Origin of the sequence: Niallia oryzisoli (genome assembly GCF_036670025.1) — a bacterium.
In the GTDB taxonomy this organism is placed as follows: domain Bacteria; phylum Bacillota; class Bacilli; order Bacillales; family Cytobacillaceae; genus Bacillus_BD; species Bacillus_BD oryzisoli.
Window position 1 is genome coordinate 3,321,545 of sequence record NZ_CP137640.1, and the last position, 19,249, is coordinate 3,340,793.

Sequence of the window (19,249 nt, forward strand, 5' to 3'; positions counted from 1 at the left end):
GTGCGGGTCATCGCATACGGCTCCTCCATGCTTATCCCCGCTGGGGATGTAGTTCATTATAAATATCCAGAAGAAAAACAAGTTTTATTTCACGAAACCTTTCATTAGGAATCGCAAAATGTACATGTTGGGTCAACGAACTTCTCCATTTAGTCATTGAGAGATGAGGAAGTTCGCCCTCCCACATCCTTTTTCGAAGCTCCCTGTGGAGCTTTCTTATTTTCCTCCAACTTCTTAGTTGAATCATCCGAAGCCTTCTTCGAATCCATGAATCCAGTTGTTGAAACAGTTTCTTTGAAAATCCAATACCAAAGTATCTACCCCATCCTCTGATGATGGGATTCAACCGATGCTTAACGAATTCTTCCAGATTTATTGTTTGATTTCTTTTCGTTACATCTTTGATACGTTTCTTGAATTTCTTAACTGCCTTGTCTGATGGTGAATGATAGTATCCTTGCTTGAAAACATATCCTAGAAAAATAAACGGTTCTACAAGATTATCTACAATCTTGGTTTTATCAAGATGGACTTTTAAACCCAACCCTTCTTCTAATAGCTTAACTACCGTTCTCAAAACCCTTTCAGCACCCTTTCTTGATTTGCAACAGATGACGAGGCAAGTAGACCACTGGAACCTCCCCAGTAGCCCCTCTCAGAACCGGACGTGAACCTCTCAGCTCATCCGGCTCCCATTATTCAGCCGTAGGTTTAATACCTATTTCCCAATGTTTAAATAACTTGGGATTCTGATTTGCAATTCTACCTAAGAAATGTTCTGCTCTTTTCTTGTGACGAGCTAACCTTTTGTATTTCTTTCTTGCCCACATTATTAAGGCTTTGTTGATGTGCCTTAATGTTGGGTACATTTCTGATTTGTAGAATTTCCCATAGAAATTTATCCAGCCTATTATCTTTGAGTTAAACATATTTGATAGGTCAGTAAGGTCCTTATCAGCTTTTAACTGTAGCTTCCAATCCCTTACTTTTTGCCGAATTGATTTCTTAGATTTGTTACTAATCGCTGGTGTAAAGTTAATAAAATGCTTTCCCCATCTATTCTTAGAACGTCTTGGCCTGAACGTATATCCTAGAAAATCAAACGAAATATTTTCGTGATATTCTTTCCTAACTGCATCTTTACAATATACAATTCTTGTTTTAGTTGGATGTAGTTCAAGTTTACATTCGTTCATCCTAATGCTTAATGATTCAAGCAGTCTTATTGCCTCAGCTTCTGACTTGCAGTGAATGACAGCATCATCTGCATATCTCGCAAATGGATTATTAGGATGGTTAATTGTCATCCATTTATCAAATGTGTAGTGTAGAAATAGGTTCGCAAGAACTGGACTTATGACTCCACCTTGCGGTGTGCCAGAAGTACGTTCTTTTACTCCTTCTTTTGTTTGAAAAGGTGCCTTTAGCCATCTTTCAATGTATAGCTTCACCCATTTAATACTTGTGTGTTTTTCCACTGCTTTCATTAATAACCCATGATCAATGTTGTCGAATAAGCCCTTAATATCAAATTCCAGAACCCAATTGTATCTCCAACATCTTTTACGAGTTATTTCCAATGCTTGGATGGGACTTTTATTTGGTCTATAACCATAAGAGTCCTCATGAAAGAAAGGTTCCACTGAGGGTTCAAAATACAGTTTCACAACCATTTGTGCAATTCTATCTGTAACAGTTGGAATTCCTAATGTCCTAGTGCCACCAGCTTTCTTTGGAATCTCTACAGCTTTAACTGCTGGTGGAAAGTAACTACCTGAGGACATTCTGTTCCACAGTTTGTAGAGATTATCCTTTAGGTTCACTTCAAATTCCTCTATTGACTCATGATCAATTCCAGCTGACCCCTTGTTTGCTTTAACTCTAAGAAAGGCTTCATAAACTGCCTTTTTGGATATATTGTACGGCTTTGTCTTATTCATAAGTTCCTCCCAATTTAATGGTTGACCTGTTAATAAAACTGAATAACATAACCCCTTTGCTCCATCTCCGTTAGAAGGTTTCATAGCTACTACGAGTTATTCCGCCCCTATACATGGCATTGGTACTCTGATTCTTGTGGGGCTCCCACTTGAAATCTCTCCCTTAGCATCCATGTCGTAGGTTCCCACGTTCCACACCCAAGCCTATATTAAGTTCACGCCGCCTTTATACCGGTCACCGAACGGACAGTAAACAGGTTTCCTCCGAACTTATCCTGAGTTAACGACTCCCCCTTAGTTTTGATGACATCCTTACGCTTTCGATACTTCTTCAGCGGTTCAGTGGTTTTCGTCTCCTTAATACGTACCTGACAGAGTCTTGCTCTGCCTTTTCCCTAACGCTCAATACCATAGCTTTTGACTACAGCACCTTAGGGTGGTTTGCAATCTCTACCTGTATAGCGATTGCGAGAGGCCTACTCTCATCTCAAGTGCAGCATAGCTTATTGGGGGTGCCGTTAGGCACACTTTCCTTGCTTTCGTGGCACACAGTCATCTGCATACCTTGTAATGCGGTGACGTCATCATTTCATCAAGTGGGTGTAGATAGATATTTGCTAGTAGCGAACTAATTACGCCGCCTTGAGGGCTCCCGTTATCGTTTTCGTAGAAATCACCGCTTTCAAGGATTCCCGATTTTAAGAACTGTACAATTAAAGCTAAAACACTGCTATCCACTACTTCTTCTTTAATTAAGTTAATAAGTTTATCGTGGGGGATTGCATCAAAGTACGTCTTAATGTCGGCGTCAATTACATACATATAACCTTCCATCAAATCCTTACGGATTTTGTCAATAGCCATATGTGCATTACGGTTAGGACGAAATCCATAACTACAGTCTAGAAACTTCTGTTCAAAGATAGATTCAAGTATTTTCTTCGTTGCTGCTTGAAGAATTCGGTCTTCAACTGTTGGTATTCCTAATGGACGTTTAGAACCATCAGCTTTTGGAATATACACTCTTCTGACAGGTTTTGCCCGGTATGTTTTAGTACGCAAAGATTCTTGGAGCACTCTTAAGTTGTGTTCCAATTTTATTTCATAATCTTTAATTGTTACTTTATCCACACCATGCGAGCCTCGGTTTTTCTTCACATCATTGAAGGCTCCTTCCAAGTTTTGATAGTTCCAGATTTTATCAATTAGACTGTACCATTTGCGTTTCTTTTTAGAACTCTCAACTACACGTAAGCTTCGTTTTCCTATTGATTCATTCATGTATTCGTTTCCTTTCCCAATACAATATCGACTGAATAGGTAGCCCAATGGTCGATATTTGATATTAGTACTACGCCCTAAACAACCTACTTTCTTTCGGTCTCGATTCTTAGGCTATCTACCTCATCGACTTCTGTTTAGTACATGACGAGTAAATAGGTTCGTAATGCTTTTCTTACATGGGCAGACGGGCTTCGCATCAGTTCATTGCCTTTTGGGTCAACGTCTGTCTTACCAACATTGTGATGAGTCACTTATCTTTGTGGCATTTCCGACAAGTTTATTCACTACTATCCCCTGCTCTGACTTCTCACCTTCCATAGTCAATTTCTCGTCCATCGCGGCTTTGAAAAAGGGTTACCACCAATTTGTGGAGAAGATAAGATCTCCTTGGGTCACGTCATCGCCTTTCACTCGAAAACAGTCCTCATAACTAATAAGATACAGAGTGGTATTGGACTTCCCCATCCTTTGCAAGGTTATCCCATCTTACCAGCCAACATGGTTACAGCCACCTGTTCCGAGTTTTGCCTTCAAGTCCTCCGCACGAAATCTCACGGCACTCGCACTACCTGTCAGCTATACATTTCCGCCACAACGGCACGTTAGGGACTTTCACCCATTAGAGCGATGCGCTGCCAAGCGCACAAAGGAACAGTCCCCAATAAGAGACTGTTCCTTTTGCCTTTGCTTATTTACCAATAAATTGTTGTGTCCAATAGTTTCCATTTTCAGCATAGCCTACACCAATATGGGTGAAGTTAGCATTTAAAATATTGGCGCGGTGACCTTCACTATTCATCCAAGCTTGTACCACTTCTTCAGGAGTTTTTTGTCCCATTGCAATATTTTCACCAGCTGTTTGATAAGTAATTCCAAATTTCTTCATCATATCAAATGGAGAACCATATGTTGGACTTGTATGTGAGAAGTAATTATTTCTTTGCATATCATTTGATTTTTCCCGTGCTACTTTACTTAAATTCATATCAACTTGAAGGGCTGGCAGTCCATTTTTAATCCGTTCAGCATTTGTTAAATCAACCACTTTTTGTTCATATACACTTAGTTGTGACGCAGTTTTTTCGTTTGTTTGGGCAGCCGGCTGCTGTTTCGTTGTCTCAGTTTGTACCGGTTGTTGTTGTGTTTCTGCAGGGGCAGGCGTTTTTATATTGTTCTGCTGCTCTTTAACAGGCTGGTTCCATTGGCTAGGATTCCATTGAATATGAAAACGCTCAGCATATTTTTGGAGAAACGAATTTAATTCTGCTTGATTCATAGAATTAGTTTGAGAATAATATACTTTTGTATTCGCATAGACGTTATAATTTGATGCTGCATCCGCCTTATTTACGCCTGGATTTGTCACTAATAATGCTGCAGCTGCTGCAATTGAAATCATTAATTTTTTCTTCATTTTGTTATCCTCCTTGATTCTTGAATCAATAATCTATGTGATCGGCTTTGCAAAACTATCTTAACATGCATTTTTTGTCATACTTGAGGAAGAATTTTACAGGTCATTAATCTAAGCCTTGCTGTCTCCGAATAATATAAGACCGAATGAGTGTAACACCTTCATTTTATGCACTTTTTACTAGCAATCTATTAGATGGATTAAACTTACACTATGGCAGTTTATTTCCTGTATTTCCAGTAATTATATAAGCAATTACCCTTGACAAGCTTTTGAAACGAGGTGTTTTGTAACTTTCTTTACCAATCTATTACTTTATTAAAAATAAAAAACGGCCAGTTAAGGCCGTTTTTGTTATTCCATGATTGTTGAGGTATTACTGTCCTCCGGTTCGCTTGGCGTTCCGATTACGAATTCTTTTTTTGGCATGTTATGCATATTTTCTGCTGTTACGTGAGCATACACATAATAGGTCCCTTCGGCTGTAAAGGTTTTTTCTATTTTGAATACACCATTTCCCATATGCTCTGGTATGATTTTTTCATGATTTTCATCGTTAGCCAGCCAAATTTCAAAATCAATTGAATCAGGGTCTGTTACTTTTTTATCCCCATAGGTCACTTTTGCTTCAAATGTTACCGGCTCATTTACCTTGCCCTGTTCAGGGTTCACAGTTAACTGAACATCGAGAAATTGAGGTGTCATTTCTTCTTTTTCCTTTTCCTTGCTGCCGGAACAAGCTGAAAGGATGGCTGCCAAAATAAGTAATAAAGCAAATAATTTCTTTTTCATGATATTTTTCCCCCTATCTCAAATTAATCCAAACGTACTCTATTGATCTTACTCTTCCAGCATTGGCAGATAGATATCAACTGTCGTACCCCTGCCAACCTCACTGCTGATTTCTACATATCCGCCATGAAGAATGACCAGCGTATCAACAATGGCAAGACCAAGTCCTGTTCCCCCATCAGAGCGTGTTCTTGCTTTATTTACGCGATAAAAGCGCTGCTTGATTTTGCTGATATCTTCAGTTGGAATGCCTTTTCCTGTATCTTGAATTCTTATTAAACAATGATTTCCTGCTTTTTTTAATTCAATTTTAATACCCCCTGTTTCTGTATAGCGCAAGGCATTATCCATGACGTTAAGAATCATTTGTTCAATACGCCCTTCATCCCCGTTTATAATGACATCTGGATCAAGTTCAAGCTGAAAAGTGAGTCCCTTTTCCTTCATTACATGCACATATTTTACCGTAGCTTCCTCAATAAGCTGTGCCAAAGGAAGCGGGATTTTCACTAATTGATATTCATTCGAATCAAGTTTAGATAAATCAAGCAGATCACCGACCAAACGTTCCATTCGCCCTGCTTCACGGTGAATCAGAAGAAGGTACTGCTTTGCCTCATTTTTATTTTGTATAAGCCCAGAAATAAGTGCATCACTATACCCCTTCACATAGCTAATCGGAGTCCTCAATTCATGTGAAACATTGGCTAGAAACTCCTTTTTTCGTTCATCTTCCTTTCGAATCGACTCAGCCATGTGATTAAATGCTGCTGCCAGTTCACCAATTTCATCCTTAGAAGAAATAGTCAGCCTCGTCAAATAATTCCCTTTCGATACTTGATCTGCTGCCTGTTTCATTTCTAAAAGCGGATCCGTTAATCTTTGAATCACTTTTATCCCGACAAATAAAGCAATCACAAGAAATAATAATGCCGATATGAACCAAAGATAAGCAAATTCCTTTGTCAGCTCTGTAATTTTCGCCAGCGGTGTATACATATAAATAATTCCTTCTAAGCGCTCTCCATCCAATAAAGGTATAATGACCGAAATGATCTTACGGTCAAATCTTTCTTCATAGCCAAACTTTTCAATCGTCTTTCCTGAAAGTAATTTTTCCCTTTCCTCAGCACCGATTAACGCCTGTGTCTCCATTTCAAAAGGTAAACAAGCGCTTAATTCTTTTGGATTGTTCACAACAAATATTTCGGATTCGGATTTTGAATTATACCACTCCATTTTTTGTTTCCATTCGTCTGTTAGTGGTCCCCCATTATAATCATTGGCCAAGCGATTCCCTTCTTCAAATAGATCATTTTCAACATTTTCAACATATAATTTCTCATAAAAGAAGTAGGATAAAAAATAAGAATACATAATGGTGATGAGTATAGCTGCAGATATCGCTATCCATAACTTTTTCGCTAGACTATGTGAAAAAGATCTCATGCTTCTTGAACCTCGAATTTATAGCCGATTCCCCAAACTGTCTGAATATAATCAGCAAGCCCCAGCTTCATTCGAAGTGTTTTAATATGCGTATCCACTGTACGCAAGCTGCCGATATAATCAATTCCCCAGATTTTTTCCAATAGCTGCTCCCTGCTTAATGCCTGGTGCTGATGTTCCATTAAAAATAACAATAATTCATATTCCTTTAATGTTAATGGAATCAACTTGTCGTCCACCATTACAGTTCGGGCGTGTTGGTTGATTGTAATATTACCTATTTTCTGTAAACTTTCCTGTTGGTGATGTTGATTAAACCGGCGCAATACAGCTTGAATTCTTGCAACCATTTCACCAGGGCTGAACGGCTTAACAATATAATCGTCGCCCCCTAATTGGAAGGCACGAACTTTATCCCATTCTTCACCTTTTGCAGAAAGAAAAATAATTGGAATATCATAGTTTTCACGAATTTGCTGACATACTTGAAATCCATCCTCATCCGGCATCATAATGTCAAGGAGAATTAAATCAATTTCTTCGTCTAGAAGTATTTTGTATGCTTCTTTCCCTCCTCCTGCTTGGATGCAGGAAAAACCGGAGTTTTCTAAATACATTTGAGTTAAATGGCGCATGTCTTCTTCATCATCAATAATTAATATTCGATATTTCGTCACGTTAATTCCTCTCCCTTACAATCATTTGAAAAGGGCCTTGTCCCACATTCACCTTTTGTTTAATTGCTAGATTCATAGGATCAATAAAATAAATATCATCACTGTCATAACCCGCAATAACTAAATCATTTTGGTATACAGCCAGTTCAAAAGGATTTGCACCAATTTGCATGGATTGTACTAGCTCGCCTGTTTTTGTTAATTTATACAGCATATTGGAACCGTGGCTAAGAACATATATATAATCATTCCATTCAGCAAAGTTAATCGGCATCATTGGAGCATAGTAGGTATTAATTAACTTTCCGTTTGACATATCGTATATATGAATATTCGATTCAATATCTGTACCCACTCCATGTCCGCCAACCCATAACTCATTTTTTTCTTGTATAATTAATGCTCCGGCAGCATATGAATGAATCCTCATATCAGCTTGTTTTACTTTTTCCTTTAGATTTATCACATTCAGAATTTCATCCCCAATATTTAACACGAACAGCTTATTTTCACCTTCTAACATCGTATACGGCTTGGCTTCAGTTGAAATCGAAGTAATTTCTTTCCCATTTAATGTGAAAAAACGGGCTAAATTACGTTCCTGATCGGCAAACACAATTTCTTTGCCATTCCTTAAAACATACGCATTAACAATCCCTTTACCGGTAGGCCAACTTGAAAGAAATGTACCTGAAGAAAGGGAGTAAAGATCGACCGTTTCTATTTGTTTCCCATAGAGCAATAGCGTATCCCCATCTGGAAACAGCATTCCGCCTGAATATGGTTTTTCCATTACCCATTGCTCCAATTCTTTTTTAGCTGTAGCATCAATAAAAGAAATAGTGGAATCTTTAATATTAATGGTTATGATCAAATCCTTATCCTTTGGGATAGGGATATATTCTCTATTTGAACAGGCTGCTAGAATAAATAACAGGATAATGAAAAGTCTAGAAAAATATTTCATACTGTGGCTCCTGACTCTATTTTATCCTAGCATTATATAAATAACTTGTGAGAAAACTGTGAAATTTCTCTTATCAATTATAAGATATTTCCCCATTATAAGAACTTCCTATTTATATTTTTACATAAATGAAAAACTATTTGCAAAAAATAATATTAATCATATTTGGAAGGGAGATTTATATGACTACACCATATCGCTGTCCAAATTGTAAAACAAATAAAAGCCGCTTTAACTTAATTCGACAAGTACCACAATCTGTGAAGCTGGATCCGAACACCGGTGGTATTCTCGAAGAATATTCCGCAGAGAACTTAAGCGCCTTTCATATGCCTTACCGCGGACCTGAACTAAGGGTTCAGTGCGCGGCCTGTGGATTAATTGAAGATGAAAGAACCTTTGCAAAATTCGGGGAAATGAAATAACGACCTACCCCTTTCATGCATCAAAAAAAACATAAAAGCCTAAACCGTTTCAATGATTCTACACGGTTTAGGCTTTTCGTTTTTACTTATCAATCTTTCTGCTCTGTTTTTCTTCCAAATCTGATAGCATATCATTAAGAACGGTCCAATCAATATTCTCACCAATAAATACTAAATTTAACGGCATATTCATGTACTCTTTCATATACAAAGGCATTCCGTAGGAATATTGAAAAAGATATGGATAACTATTTTCAGAAAATCTCACATAACCTTTAATACGATAAATCGTCTCTGGAATTTCTCTAAGAAAGTTTTCAAAATCTTCCTGCCTTATATGGTGTTTAAAATGGTAAACAAAAGTTCGTAATTGTAAATCAACCTTGACACGGTGCTGCAGTAAATCTTTTTTATAGCCCATCTTTCGCACATGGTTGGTCGGAACCTTTGCAAAGGATGTCAAAATGGTAAAAGCATGAGGATTGAGCAGAGAGATTTCCATACTGACATTAGCTTGTTGTTCCTCATTTAACGTATCTGTTTTATTGATTAACAATAAATTGGCGTGCTTAACCTGCTCCACAAGCAATAGCTGGATTTGCGGGCTTAGCTTTTTCCGCTCAAGCCAGCGCTTACTATCCACCGTTGTGATAATCCCTTTAAAATCAATTCTATCAGCAAATAATGGAGATACAATCGCATCAAGTACTTCGACCGGATGAGCTGCACCAGTAGCCTCTATATAAATGACATCGGGATTATTCTCGATTAAAAGACTTTGCAGCTGAGCCTCCAGTTTGTCTGAAATGGTACAGCAAATACAGCCATCTAACAGTTCTTTTAAGGGAACATCCTCGTTCACAGCATCTGAATCAATGGAAACACTGCCAAGCTCATTCATTAAGACTGCTGCTCTACGTCCATCCAATCTTTCTTGCTGAAGCAAATTTTTTAATAATGTCGTCTTTCCGCTCCCCAGAAAGCCTGATAATAAATAGACCTCTGATTTATTCATCTAATGTACCTCCGCTTTTTCAAAACTTCTAAAACCTGCAAAAAACTCTCCATTTGGAGAGTTTTTTGGTTATTGCCCTATTTTTTCTTTTAAAACCTCAACTGCTTTTAAGATTTGTGTATCATTTGCTTTGATTTGGTCACGCAGTCCTTCCATTAAGGCAGTTGTAGAGCTTCCGGATAAAATCCCTGTTGCTTCAATACCCTTATCTGTTTGGAAATTCTTGACGGCCTCCTCGGTTTTTTCATCAAAGAATCCATCTTCCCTTCCAGGATCATATCCAATAGCCTTTAGCATTTGCTGGGCTGTTTTGACCTCCGAAGAAGAAGATGAGAATTTAAGCTCTGTTTCTGGATTTAGCAATGTTAACTTTGCATATTCAGGCAATGATGCTTCAATGTCAGGCTTAATTCCTTTCTTATGAATCCAATTTCCTTTTGGTGTTAACCATTTTTCTGTTGTAAATTTCAAATTGGAACCATCGGAGAAATCCTGTGCTTTTTGGACGGTTCCTTTTCCGAACGTTGTTTCACCTACAAGTGTTGCGTTACCTGATTCTTTAACAGCAGCTGCCAATATTTCTGATGCACTGGCACTTCCTTTATCAACCACTACAACTAAAGGAACATTTGGATCGTCCTTACTGCTTGATGATCTCATTTCTTGACGATTCCCATTACGATCCTCTACTTGGACGACTACTTCTTTATCAGGCAGGAATAAACTTGAGATGGAAATCGCTTGATCTAATAAACCACCTGGATTTTGTCTTAAGTCAAGAATTAATCCTTTCATTCCCTGTTTTTTCAAATCCTGTAAGGTAGTTACAAGTTCTTTTGCTGTATTTTCTGAGAAGGAAGTAATTTGTACTTTTGCGATTCCGTCTTCAAGCATTTCACCGTAGACTGTTTCAATCGGAATGGTATCTCTTACGATTGGTACTTCCATTTGTTCTTCGACACCAGGACGCTGAATCGATAATTTGACGGTTGTTCCCTTTTCACCACGTATCAACAGAACAGCTTCTGTAGCGCTCATCCCTTGAATACTTTTTCCATCAACACTCAAGACTTTATCATTTGGTTTTAGTCCTGCTTTTTCTGCTGGTGAATCTTTTATCGGGGAAACGATCGTAATATAGCCATCCTGTTCCTGTATTTCTGCTCCAATTCCTTCAAATGAAGAAGAAATACTTTCATGGAAACCTTTAGCTTCTTTTGCATCCATATAGTCTGAATATGGATCATCAAGCGATTCTACCATACCGTTTATGGCCCCATTAATCATTTTCTCTTGATCCACTTCTTCATAATAATTATTTTTTAACGTATCGAAGGCTGCAAACAGCTTGTCAAATTCACTCCGGTCTGCCGCTACGGTAACCGCCTTTTCATCGCCAAAAGCTAAGGCAACGGTTGTAATACCTGCTGAAAGAAACACAGCTAAAAATAAAAGCATGATGAAATGAAATCTTTTCATACGAATAAACCCGGGTTTTTGTTCCTGAGTTTCTTTGTTTACATTTTCATTTTCCAAACAAGTTCACCACTTTCATGATTCAAACTACAATAAACGAGAAATATCGATTCCTTACTTTTTAGAATAACATTTTTACGATGATTTTAACAAAAAAAACGTCCAATCTTTAAAAAAGCAGTTTAAATAATATCAACTATACTTTCTTTACTTTATTAAAATACTCTTCTAATGTTAAATCATTCTTATATATATCTGTTGCTGCTTTTTTACCTACATAGCGAAAATGCCATGACTCATATTGATAATCTGTAATGTTCTCTTTTCCCTTTGGATATCGCAGAATAAAACCAAATCGATGGGCATTTTCTTTAAGCCATTTTCCTTCTGCCGTTTTCCCAAATTGTTCTGTTAGAGCGAGTCCTGCACTTTTACTAGAAATATCCATAGAAAGTCCTGTCTGGTGTTCACTAAAACCTGGAACTGCTACAGCTTGAATAGCCTGCTCTTCACCAACCCTGCTCACTTCGGAATTAAAAACTTCCTGTTGTCTGTCATATGAACGATATCCCGATACGGCAAACAGTTGGATACCATTGCTCGCTGCATCAGCAAACATCTTTTCTAACGCAGCTGCCGCTTCTTTACGTAAATAGCTTTTTTCGATATCTTGATCACCAAATGAAAAAGCCACATTTGGCCGGACAAGATCGTCTGGTTCATACCCATCTGGAAGAGCAAATTCTTTATTAACCAATACCATCATATTGGTTGGATTTTGAATGACATTTTTTCCATTTACTACTGAAATATCATTAAAATAAACAGACTCTAAAACTAAATCACCTTTCACACCGTCATTTTCTGTTTTAGTGCTGCCCTTATCATTTTCACTAGTAATTGCATTATCTTCTGTTAATTCTGATTGATCCTGTTCTTGAATAGCTGCCTGTTCTTCATGCTTTACGTTTTCCTTTTCCAAAAACGGGATTCCATTACAGCCTGTTAAAAGGACGAGGCTGCCAATCGTTGCTGCCAATTTCTTCATGATAACCACCTATCTTTAAAAACTTCAATCTCTATTCTATCATTTTTCCATGTAATTACGAGATTTAATTCATGTAAGTAGAAGAATAGTGATGAATACCTATAAAAGACAGAAAAGAGCCAAACGACTCGTTTTTCATTTCTTAATAACAGCATCAAGCGTCCACTTCATTCATATTTCATCTGCATGAAGATGCAGTGTACAGCTAATACTATTTTACGTAGCAGCTTTCTAACCATACGTTAATTTAATTATTCAGGAGGATAATATGGGAAAAAAACATCGAAACCGCATCAATTCACCAAAGAAAAATAATCATATCCCGCCAGAAGCCATTATTGCCGAGCAGGAAGCACACGGCAAGGAAAATAGGGCAACAGGTGGAAGAAAAAATAATCATTAAACAACAAAAAGAGGGGAAGCTCCCCTCTTTTTTGTTGTTTAACATACATGTATTCGATTAACTTCTACCCATCCACCCGGCTTTAATTGATAATAATATTGACCTTTTCTACCCTCATCAATGAAACAAATATCACCTGTCCCAATAAAACGTCCTTCAAAATCATTTGGAATCCGATCGGTTATATTGAAACGAGAAAATACTTCATCCAAACAATCACTATGTGATGTTCCTTCTATGTGAAGTCGATATACTTGTTTATAGCCTTTTTTCTGTCTAAATATGGGTGTTTGAAAAATCGTTACATCGTATTCTTTTTTTCTTGTTCGTAATATTTCCAGCAACATTCGCCTTCCCCCCACATACTTTTCAAAATATTTATATCATTTTTTTACTATAAAACATTAGAGAAAACGCATGTCGATTCCTTCAGAGAATTTCTTCTATTTTTGTCGATTAATATTTTTCTCGAATAAAAAGCAAAAAGATGGTGCTTCAAGCACCATCTTTTACTCGAATTAAGAATACTTCTGTAAGAGAGAACGTAAACTTTGCGGTAATGTTGCTAAATCGCTTGTCGTAACAGACATGCGGACATTTGTTTCATCCATTTCTAACGCTTCAGCAAGAAATCCGCCTAATCCCCGTGCTTTTCGGTCAACTTGGAAATACAAATCAGCTGTATTATTTGTAGTTGGAAGAAAGACCAATTCAAGTTCATCTAGACGACCGCGAAATGGACCTGAAGTCGGGACGAATTCAAACTCCTGTACAAACGGACTTTTACTTCGTAAATGATATGGAGCTTGCTCACATTCTACTTCACGCAAACGGAAGCCTAATGATGTTATACTATTTAATACACCATCCAAGAGTGCACTTGGCTTCACATTCAGATAGTCTTTATCAGATGGATCTACAGCATTTTTTATATCAAGTCCTGTTGCCACCCATACTTTCGCTTTTCCCATTGAAACTGGTGTTTCTAACGGCAAATGAAATGAAAACGGAATTTCACGTGTTTCCTTTGCCCCAACCGTAAAGCCTGAGGCTAAGCGAATTCGCTCAATCGTTGCAGTCACGTAATATTTTTTATCATCTGATTCCTTGATATATTGCGTGTTAACCGAAAGATAAATATCATCAATTTGCTGCTCTACATTTCCGCCACGAATTTCAACAACACCCTTAATTTCTTCACCAGGAAATACGCGGTCCTTTTCAAGCTTCGTATCAACTGTTGCCGCACCAATTCCAACGCTGGCCAACACTTTATTAAAAAACGACATTTTCCCTACCTCCCTTTTTCGAACGCCAAATGACTAAATGCTTTTCTTAAGCCATCATTACTTGTAAAAAGTCTTTTTCAATTTCACTGCATGATGAATACGGTTCTTCAATAGCTAATAATTTTCGAATCGTCACTACTGCTTGAAATGATAAATTTAATTCCTCCTCCCAGCTTTTTTCACGTTGATTATCCTCTACTTCATAAGTTGAGTATAAAAGAAATAGCAGAAAATGACCTAGTGCATAAAAATCACTGACAGGGGAAATGACCCTCTTAATCTGATCAATAGGAAAATTTGAAAGCTGTTGTTTGTCAAATTTTCGTGCAAGGCCAAAATCAATTAACCTCAATTGATTCTGAGCAAACATGACATTCGGAATCCGAATATCGCGGTGAACAATCCCATTCTGATGAAGCCAATCAATAATCCGCAAGAGTTCATAGCTAATTTGAAAAGCTTCTTTTTCTCCGTAGGTCTTTCCCTCTTCAAAAATCAGCTGTTCAAAAGTTTTGCCATTCACATATTCCATTGTAAAAAATGGCTTATTATTGTATTCACCCTTTTCGTAATATTGCGGAAAGTATGGTTGGTTGATTTCTTTCAGCAGTTTTTGTTCCTGCTCAAAGTCCACTAAGCCTGAATTTTTAAATCGTCTATGCATTCGTAAAAACTTCAAGACAGCTTCTTTTTGTTTGAATGAATCATAGACTAGGTAGCTGCTCCCATAGCTTCCTCTCCCAAGAAATTTCATCATTTCATAACGGGAGTTTATTACCGTACCGTTTGTTAGTTTCTTTTCAAAAACATCTACTGTAAATCGTATAGCACCTTTTAACATGGAATACTCTTCCTTTTAAATTGGCCCTGTCTAATCGTGATTAACTGCTGAAAAAACTCCTGCTTGAGAAAAAACTGCTTTTACGGCTTTTTTTATAATACCCATGTCCCATATGGGAATGACGATGATGGCTATGCCGTCTATAGGCACTGCTCGAGCTTGTGTATTTTCGGTGTGATGATTGATTCAAAATCGATTTTAATATTTTCCTTAACATAATAGGTCCTCCTTCAAATCATCTCTCTACTATACGATCCATGTAAGGAAATAGTTTCGTCGTTTTATGAAAAAAGAACAAAAATGACGAACTCGCTGCTCGTCACTTTTGTCCTTTATCTATTTCCATGTTATTCAAAAAACCTGATAAAAGTACCGTTGATATCGGTTTTGAACATATCGGTTCTTTTTGGTTTTATTCATCATCCATTTTAATCATCATTAATTTCTTCATCAATAATGCATTTTTCTAATAAATAATCAAAAGTGATATCTGCGAGGTCATCTAATTCTTCTTCTGAAGGAACATAGCCTCTTTTCAATAACTCTTGATAGAAAAACTCAGCAATTTCATCCGTATCTATTATGACCTCAATTTCTTTCACAGCGTCGCCCCCTTTATAAAAAATATATGAACCTACGAATCTGGATATACCGAAAAAGAATGGATCTTTCATGAAAAATGAAAAGGCATTTTTCATAAGGACAAGCATAGATTTAAAATACAGGAAAACAATTTTGGAGGGGGAATGATGATGAAGATTGCCCAAATGATTGAGTGCATCAAGGAAGATGTCAATAATGAAGATAGTATGACGCTTACATTATTTAACAGAGCACTTCAAACAGGTTATTGGCTGATTCTGCTGTCAGGGATTCCACTTATCGTTCATTTGCTGATATCATTTGGAAAGCTTTTATAAGGAATGGCAGTTTGTATGATTAAGATGTTTTTTTATCATCCATGGTTAATTTTTTTAATTCATGAATGGCAGCCTGCATAATTTGGACATATTCTTCATCTTTAAACCACTCGTATAAAAAACGGTAATCATTGTAAATATCCAGCAGGCGGTTAATCTGCTCCGTTCGTTTCACTTCTTCAGAAGTGGAGTCTTTATGATCTAATGATAACGCCGTTTCTTTTAGAGGCTGCCCATTTTGATTTTTAATAAAATATAATAGCCCAAGCTTCTGTAGGAATGCATCGGCATTTTCTTCGTCTGCCAGCAGTGTCAGGTCGGCTTCGCCTGCTTCAAGCCATTCACCATCACCGATTCGTGCTAATTCATAGATAATATCTTCCCATGAGCTGTCCTTATAACGCCAAATTTCCGTCCGGAATCCAACTACTTTATACAAGTCATGTCCTTGACCATTTACTTGTACGATATCGCCGATAAAGAATTTATATTCAATATCAATATGTTCTTTTTCATAAATTTCTCCATCGTAATCTGATAACAATTGCAGGCTTGTTTCTTTATATAATTCTTCACTTTTATTAACCTCATATACGTAAGTACCATCAAGCCATTGAACGTTTGTCACTTTGCCAACCGTTCCGTATAATATGATAACGACAGTATCGTCGATTTGAAACTTAGATTTTCTTCTTCTTCCCATATCATCCCTCTCCTCATGGTCAAGCCGTTTAAGGTAGTTAACATAGTATATGCATGAGCAGTCGATATGGAAATAATCAGAATTGTTTAATTTCCTTTGTTTAAACCAAATATTTCTTCCTATTTTTTTAGTTCATGTGTTAAATATAAATCCCATGCTTCATCAAACACTCTCATACTTTTTAAATACGTTCCATTTAATTCAAGATAGGAGCTTAATTGATCATAATTGGTATTGGTCTTTGGAAAACTATGATCTTGATAGGCATGGTTAGCAAATAAACTAATTTCATCCTTCGGTTCAGGATGGCGGTATCGCATTAAAAAGTGATAAAAGGATTTGGCCATAAATGAAAATACTCCCTTCCAACTCTCATTGATTGTTCCTACTATAAAGGAAAAAGAACCATTTCGTCCACTAGTTTGCAAAATCCTTGGATAAGAAAATAACCCGAGAATTTTCCCCGGGTTTTGATTTACCATTTTATTGCCAACGATCTGTCTTTGCCAGTTCAGTCAATGCCCAAATAACATTAAACATTAATATAGCAACGGTTATCGGAACGGCTTGAAGCCAATTTTTTCCGTACTTTTCTTTAATTACTCCTGCATAATATCCACAGAAAAATAAGACAAACATTGCCAAGGCAAGTAAGAGCATTAAAACCAATTTCATTCGAATTCCTCCCATTTTCAAAAACAATCCCCTCACTATTATAAAAAGCGAAAGCAGAACCTTTGTGAAAAAAGAATGAAAATTATGTGAACAACATTTTTATAAATAAAAAGAAGGCTGATATTGATTCAGCCCTCCCATCTTCTTCAAAAGTTAAAATAATTCCGCTTTAATAACCTCTTCATTTTCATCAATTCATCATACGTTGTTTGCTTTGCTAACTGCTTTGTATCAATTAAAAACAACTGATCCTCAATTTCTTTAACGATTTCATCACTTTGGAATAAAGCGCGGCAATTATCACAATAAAAGGATGGTGTTTCATTAATTTCAACAGCCCTTGTTCCATCTGGTAATTCCCAATACACTGTATCTGTTACCGATGAAAGCTTACCCACCTCGCACCATGGACAGATTTCCATGCTACTCATCCTCCTTTTCCTTCGGTGTGTTCTTTTTTTGTTGGGCTTGAAACTTTTTCTCTTTTAATTCATCACGTTTTTCTCGTTTATCTTTTAATGTTTGATGATTCGGGTTTTGGGCAAATTCCTTGCGGCGGTTTAAACGTGTAATTCCTTCTGGTGTCAGATTAAATTGCTGGTCGTTCAGTAAGGCAGAAATACCTGTTTTTGACCGTTTTTCATCCATATCAGGATAAATCTTTTTAAAATAATCCTCTGCTCTGCCAGGAATGTAATTTTCCGGCTCTGGATAGGTTGTAATGACGCCTTCATAGTTACGCAGAACAACTTTATCAGCACTTTGGGAAATCAAATAATTCGGCTGTAATGTAATCTTTCCTCCCCCTCCAGGAGCATCGATAACAAAGGCAGGTACAGCATAGCCGCTTGTATGGCCTCTTAAACCTTCAATAATTTCAAGTCCTTTTGCAACAGGAGCACGGAAATGACTAATTCCTTCTGATAAATCACATTGATAGATATAATATGGTCTGACACGGATTTTGACGAGATCATGCATTAATTTTTTCATAATCGGTACGCTGTCATTAATTCCGGCAAGAATGACAGTTTGATTCCCGACTGGGACACCAGCATTTGCCAGCATTTCACACGCTTTTTTAGAATCCTCTGTAATCTCAATTGATGTATTAAAATGAGTATTCAACCATACAGGGTGATATTTTTTTAAGATTTGACATAAATTTTCTGTAATTCGCTGTGGAAAGACAACTGGTGCTCTTGTACCGATGCGGATAATTTCCACATGATCTATGGCCCTGAGGTTTTTTAGAATATACTCCAAGATTTGGTCGTTGATCAAAAGTCCATCACCGCCGGAAATGAGTACATCACGGACAACAGGTGTGGAGCGAATGTACTCAATGGCGGCATCCAGCTGCTTTTTTGGTACACCCATGCCAATTTGCCCGGAAAAGCGGCGGCGTGTACAGTAGCGGCAATACATTGAGCATTGATTGGTTACAAGAAACAGCACACGATCCGGATATCGATGCGTCAGTCCTGGTACTGGCGAATCCTCGTCTTCATATAATGGATCTTCCAAGTCATATTTTGTTTTATATATCTCCTTTCCAATGGGTACTGATTGCATGCGAATTGGACATCTGGGATCATCTGGATTCATTAATGAAGCATAATAAGGGGTGATATTTAATGGGATTGTTTTCGTGGAAATACGGACTCCTTCTTCTTCATCCGGAGTTAAATTGATGACCTTTTTTAAGTCTTCGAGCGTGCGGATCGTGTTGGTTAACTGCCAAATCCAATCATTCCACTGCTCATCGGTGACATGCTTCCATAGTTCAATATCCTTCCAGTGTCTGCTTGGTTTATATAAAAACGGTTTCAAGTTGATTCCTCCTCATCACTATTGCAAAAACAAACCTTACATTATTTATATGCAAGTTTTGTGCCAATGCTAAAAGGAGGAGATTTACAGGCTTTTGA

Annotated in this window: 23 protein-coding genes; 3 read left to right on the forward strand and 20 right to left on the reverse strand. The window is 37.3% G+C overall.

The window, feature by feature from the left end; all coding sequences use genetic code 11:
• Window positions 1-31: 31 nt before the first annotated feature.
• The 8 genes from R4Z09_RS16730 to R4Z09_RS16765 all read right to left on the reverse strand — a co-directional run bounded on the left by R4Z09_RS16730 (window position 32) and on the right by R4Z09_RS16765 (window position 8,523).
• Window positions 32-577 (reverse strand): group II intron maturase-specific domain-containing protein, encoded by a 546-nt coding sequence (locus R4Z09_RS16730; RefSeq protein ID WP_338447886.1) that lies wholly within the window; start codon window positions 575-577, stop codon window positions 32-34.
• A gap of 118 nt (window positions 578-695) precedes the next feature.
• Window positions 696-1,940 carry a group II intron reverse transcriptase/maturase gene (gene ltrA / locus R4Z09_RS16735; protein ID WP_338447887.1) on the reverse strand — a complete coding sequence of 415 codons (1,245 nt, stop codon included), beginning with the start codon at window positions 1,938-1,940 and terminating at the stop codon, window positions 696-698.
• 552 nt (window positions 1,941-2,492) lie between these two features.
• A complete protein-coding gene (locus R4Z09_RS16740; protein ID WP_338447888.1) occupies window positions 2,493-3,221 on the reverse strand; it encodes a reverse transcriptase domain-containing protein in 729 nt (242 codons plus the stop codon).
• Between the two features lie 691 nt (window positions 3,222-3,912).
• Window positions 3,913-4,638: a CAP domain-containing protein gene (locus R4Z09_RS16745; RefSeq protein ID WP_338447889.1), complete on the reverse strand. Its 726-nt coding sequence runs from the start codon at window positions 4,636-4,638 to the stop codon at window positions 3,913-3,915.
• A 354-nt stretch (window positions 4,639-4,992) separates the two neighbouring features.
• Window positions 4,993-5,430: a FixH family protein gene (locus R4Z09_RS16750; protein ID WP_338447890.1), complete on the reverse strand. Its 438-nt coding sequence runs from the start codon at window positions 5,428-5,430 to the stop codon at window positions 4,993-4,995.
• Between the two features lie 48 nt (window positions 5,431-5,478).
• Entirely contained in the window at window positions 5,479-6,879 is a 1,401-nt protein-coding gene (locus R4Z09_RS16755; protein ID WP_338447891.1) for a sensor histidine kinase, read from the reverse strand.
• The gene (locus tag R4Z09_RS16760) at window positions 6,876-7,556 is read right to left on the reverse strand and encodes a response regulator transcription factor (protein WP_338447892.1); all 681 of its coding nucleotides are present in this window, start codon (window positions 7,554-7,556) and stop codon (window positions 6,876-6,878) included. The genes R4Z09_RS16755 and R4Z09_RS16760 overlap by 4 nt, the downstream gene beginning before the upstream one ends.
• Before the next feature lies 1 nt (window position 7,557).
• Window positions 7,558-8,523, reverse strand: coding sequence for a WD40 repeat domain-containing protein (locus R4Z09_RS16765; protein ID WP_338447893.1), 966 nt, complete (start codon window positions 8,521-8,523; stop codon window positions 7,558-7,560).
• Window positions 8,524-8,705: 182 nt separating this feature from the next.
• Between R4Z09_RS16765 and R4Z09_RS16770 the strand changes: the two genes are divergently transcribed.
• Window positions 8,706-8,948, forward strand: a complete 243-nt coding sequence (locus R4Z09_RS16770; protein ID WP_338447894.1) for a DNA alkylation repair protein — start codon at window positions 8,706-8,708, stop codon at window positions 8,946-8,948.
• 82 nt (window positions 8,949-9,030) lie between these two features.
• On the opposite strand, the gene R4Z09_RS16775 is transcribed toward R4Z09_RS16770, so the two are convergent.
• The 3 genes from R4Z09_RS16775 to R4Z09_RS16785 all read right to left on the reverse strand — a co-directional run bounded on the left by R4Z09_RS16775 (window position 9,031) and on the right by R4Z09_RS16785 (window position 12,487).
• Window positions 9,031-9,963: a GTP-binding protein gene (locus tag R4Z09_RS16775; RefSeq protein WP_338447895.1), complete on the reverse strand. Its 933-nt coding sequence runs from the start codon at window positions 9,961-9,963 to the stop codon at window positions 9,031-9,033.
• 69 nt (window positions 9,964-10,032) lie between these two features.
• On the reverse strand, window positions 10,033-11,499 hold the full coding sequence (locus tag R4Z09_RS16780; RefSeq protein WP_338447896.1) for a S41 family peptidase: 1,467 nt from the start codon (window positions 11,497-11,499) through the stop codon (window positions 10,033-10,035).
• Window positions 11,500-11,635: 136 nt separating this feature from the next.
• Complete coding sequence (locus R4Z09_RS16785; protein WP_338447897.1) at window positions 11,636-12,487, reverse strand: M15 family metallopeptidase; 852 nt, start codon at window positions 12,485-12,487, stop codon at window positions 11,636-11,638.
• Window positions 12,488-12,755: 268 nt separating this feature from the next.
• Between R4Z09_RS16785 and R4Z09_RS16790 the strand changes: the two genes are divergently transcribed.
• Window positions 12,756-12,890: a hypothetical protein gene (locus R4Z09_RS16790; protein ID WP_338447898.1), complete on the forward strand. Its 135-nt coding sequence runs from the start codon at window positions 12,756-12,758 to the stop codon at window positions 12,888-12,890.
• Window positions 12,891-12,928: 38 nt separating this feature from the next.
• Here R4Z09_RS16790 and R4Z09_RS16795 read toward each other — a convergent pair whose 3' ends face one another.
• The 4 genes from R4Z09_RS16795 to R4Z09_RS16810 form a co-directional block, all read right to left on the reverse strand.
• Window positions 12,929-13,237 carry a YodL domain-containing protein gene (locus tag R4Z09_RS16795; protein WP_338447899.1) on the reverse strand — a complete coding sequence of 103 codons (309 nt, stop codon included), beginning with the start codon at window positions 13,235-13,237 and terminating at the stop codon, window positions 12,929-12,931.
• A gap of 171 nt (window positions 13,238-13,408) precedes the next feature.
• Window positions 13,409-14,179 carry a sporulation protein gene (locus R4Z09_RS16800; RefSeq protein WP_338447900.1) on the reverse strand — a complete coding sequence of 257 codons (771 nt, stop codon included), beginning with the start codon at window positions 14,177-14,179 and terminating at the stop codon, window positions 13,409-13,411.
• A gap of 46 nt (window positions 14,180-14,225) precedes the next feature.
• Complete coding sequence (locus R4Z09_RS16805) at window positions 14,226-15,020, reverse strand: serine/threonine protein kinase (RefSeq protein ID WP_338447901.1); 795 nt, start codon at window positions 15,018-15,020, stop codon at window positions 14,226-14,228.
• A gap of 428 nt (window positions 15,021-15,448) precedes the next feature.
• Complete coding sequence (locus R4Z09_RS16810) at window positions 15,449-15,622, reverse strand: YozD family protein (RefSeq protein ID WP_338447902.1); 174 nt, start codon at window positions 15,620-15,622, stop codon at window positions 15,449-15,451.
• 150 nt (window positions 15,623-15,772) lie between these two features.
• On the opposite strand from R4Z09_RS16810, the gene R4Z09_RS16815 reads away from it, so the two are divergent.
• Entirely contained in the window at window positions 15,773-15,940 is a 168-nt protein-coding gene (locus R4Z09_RS16815; protein ID WP_338447903.1) for a hypothetical protein, read from the forward strand.
• A 19-nt stretch (window positions 15,941-15,959) separates the two neighbouring features.
• Here R4Z09_RS16815 and R4Z09_RS16820 read toward each other — a convergent pair whose 3' ends face one another.
• The 5 genes from R4Z09_RS16820 to ablA all read right to left on the reverse strand — a co-directional run bounded on the left by R4Z09_RS16820 (window position 15,960) and on the right by ablA (window position 19,151).
• Complete coding sequence (locus R4Z09_RS16820; protein WP_338447904.1) at window positions 15,960-16,643, reverse strand: hypothetical protein; 684 nt, start codon at window positions 16,641-16,643, stop codon at window positions 15,960-15,962.
• A 119-nt stretch (window positions 16,644-16,762) separates the two neighbouring features.
• Window positions 16,763-16,990 (reverse strand): YozE family protein, encoded by a 228-nt coding sequence (locus tag R4Z09_RS16825; RefSeq protein WP_338447905.1) that lies wholly within the window; start codon window positions 16,988-16,990, stop codon window positions 16,763-16,765.
• 136 nt (window positions 16,991-17,126) lie between these two features.
• Window positions 17,127-17,318, reverse strand: a complete 192-nt coding sequence (locus R4Z09_RS16830; protein ID WP_338447906.1) for a hypothetical protein — start codon at window positions 17,316-17,318, stop codon at window positions 17,127-17,129.
• 146 nt (window positions 17,319-17,464) lie between these two features.
• Window positions 17,465-17,740 (reverse strand): YokU family protein, encoded by a 276-nt coding sequence (locus R4Z09_RS16835; RefSeq protein WP_338447907.1) that lies wholly within the window; start codon window positions 17,738-17,740, stop codon window positions 17,465-17,467.
• 1 nt (window position 17,741) lies between these two features.
• Complete coding sequence (ablA, locus tag R4Z09_RS16840; protein ID WP_338447908.1) at window positions 17,742-19,151, reverse strand: lysine 2,3-aminomutase; 1,410 nt, start codon at window positions 19,149-19,151, stop codon at window positions 17,742-17,744.
• Between the last annotated feature and the right edge of the window lie 98 nt (window positions 19,152-19,249).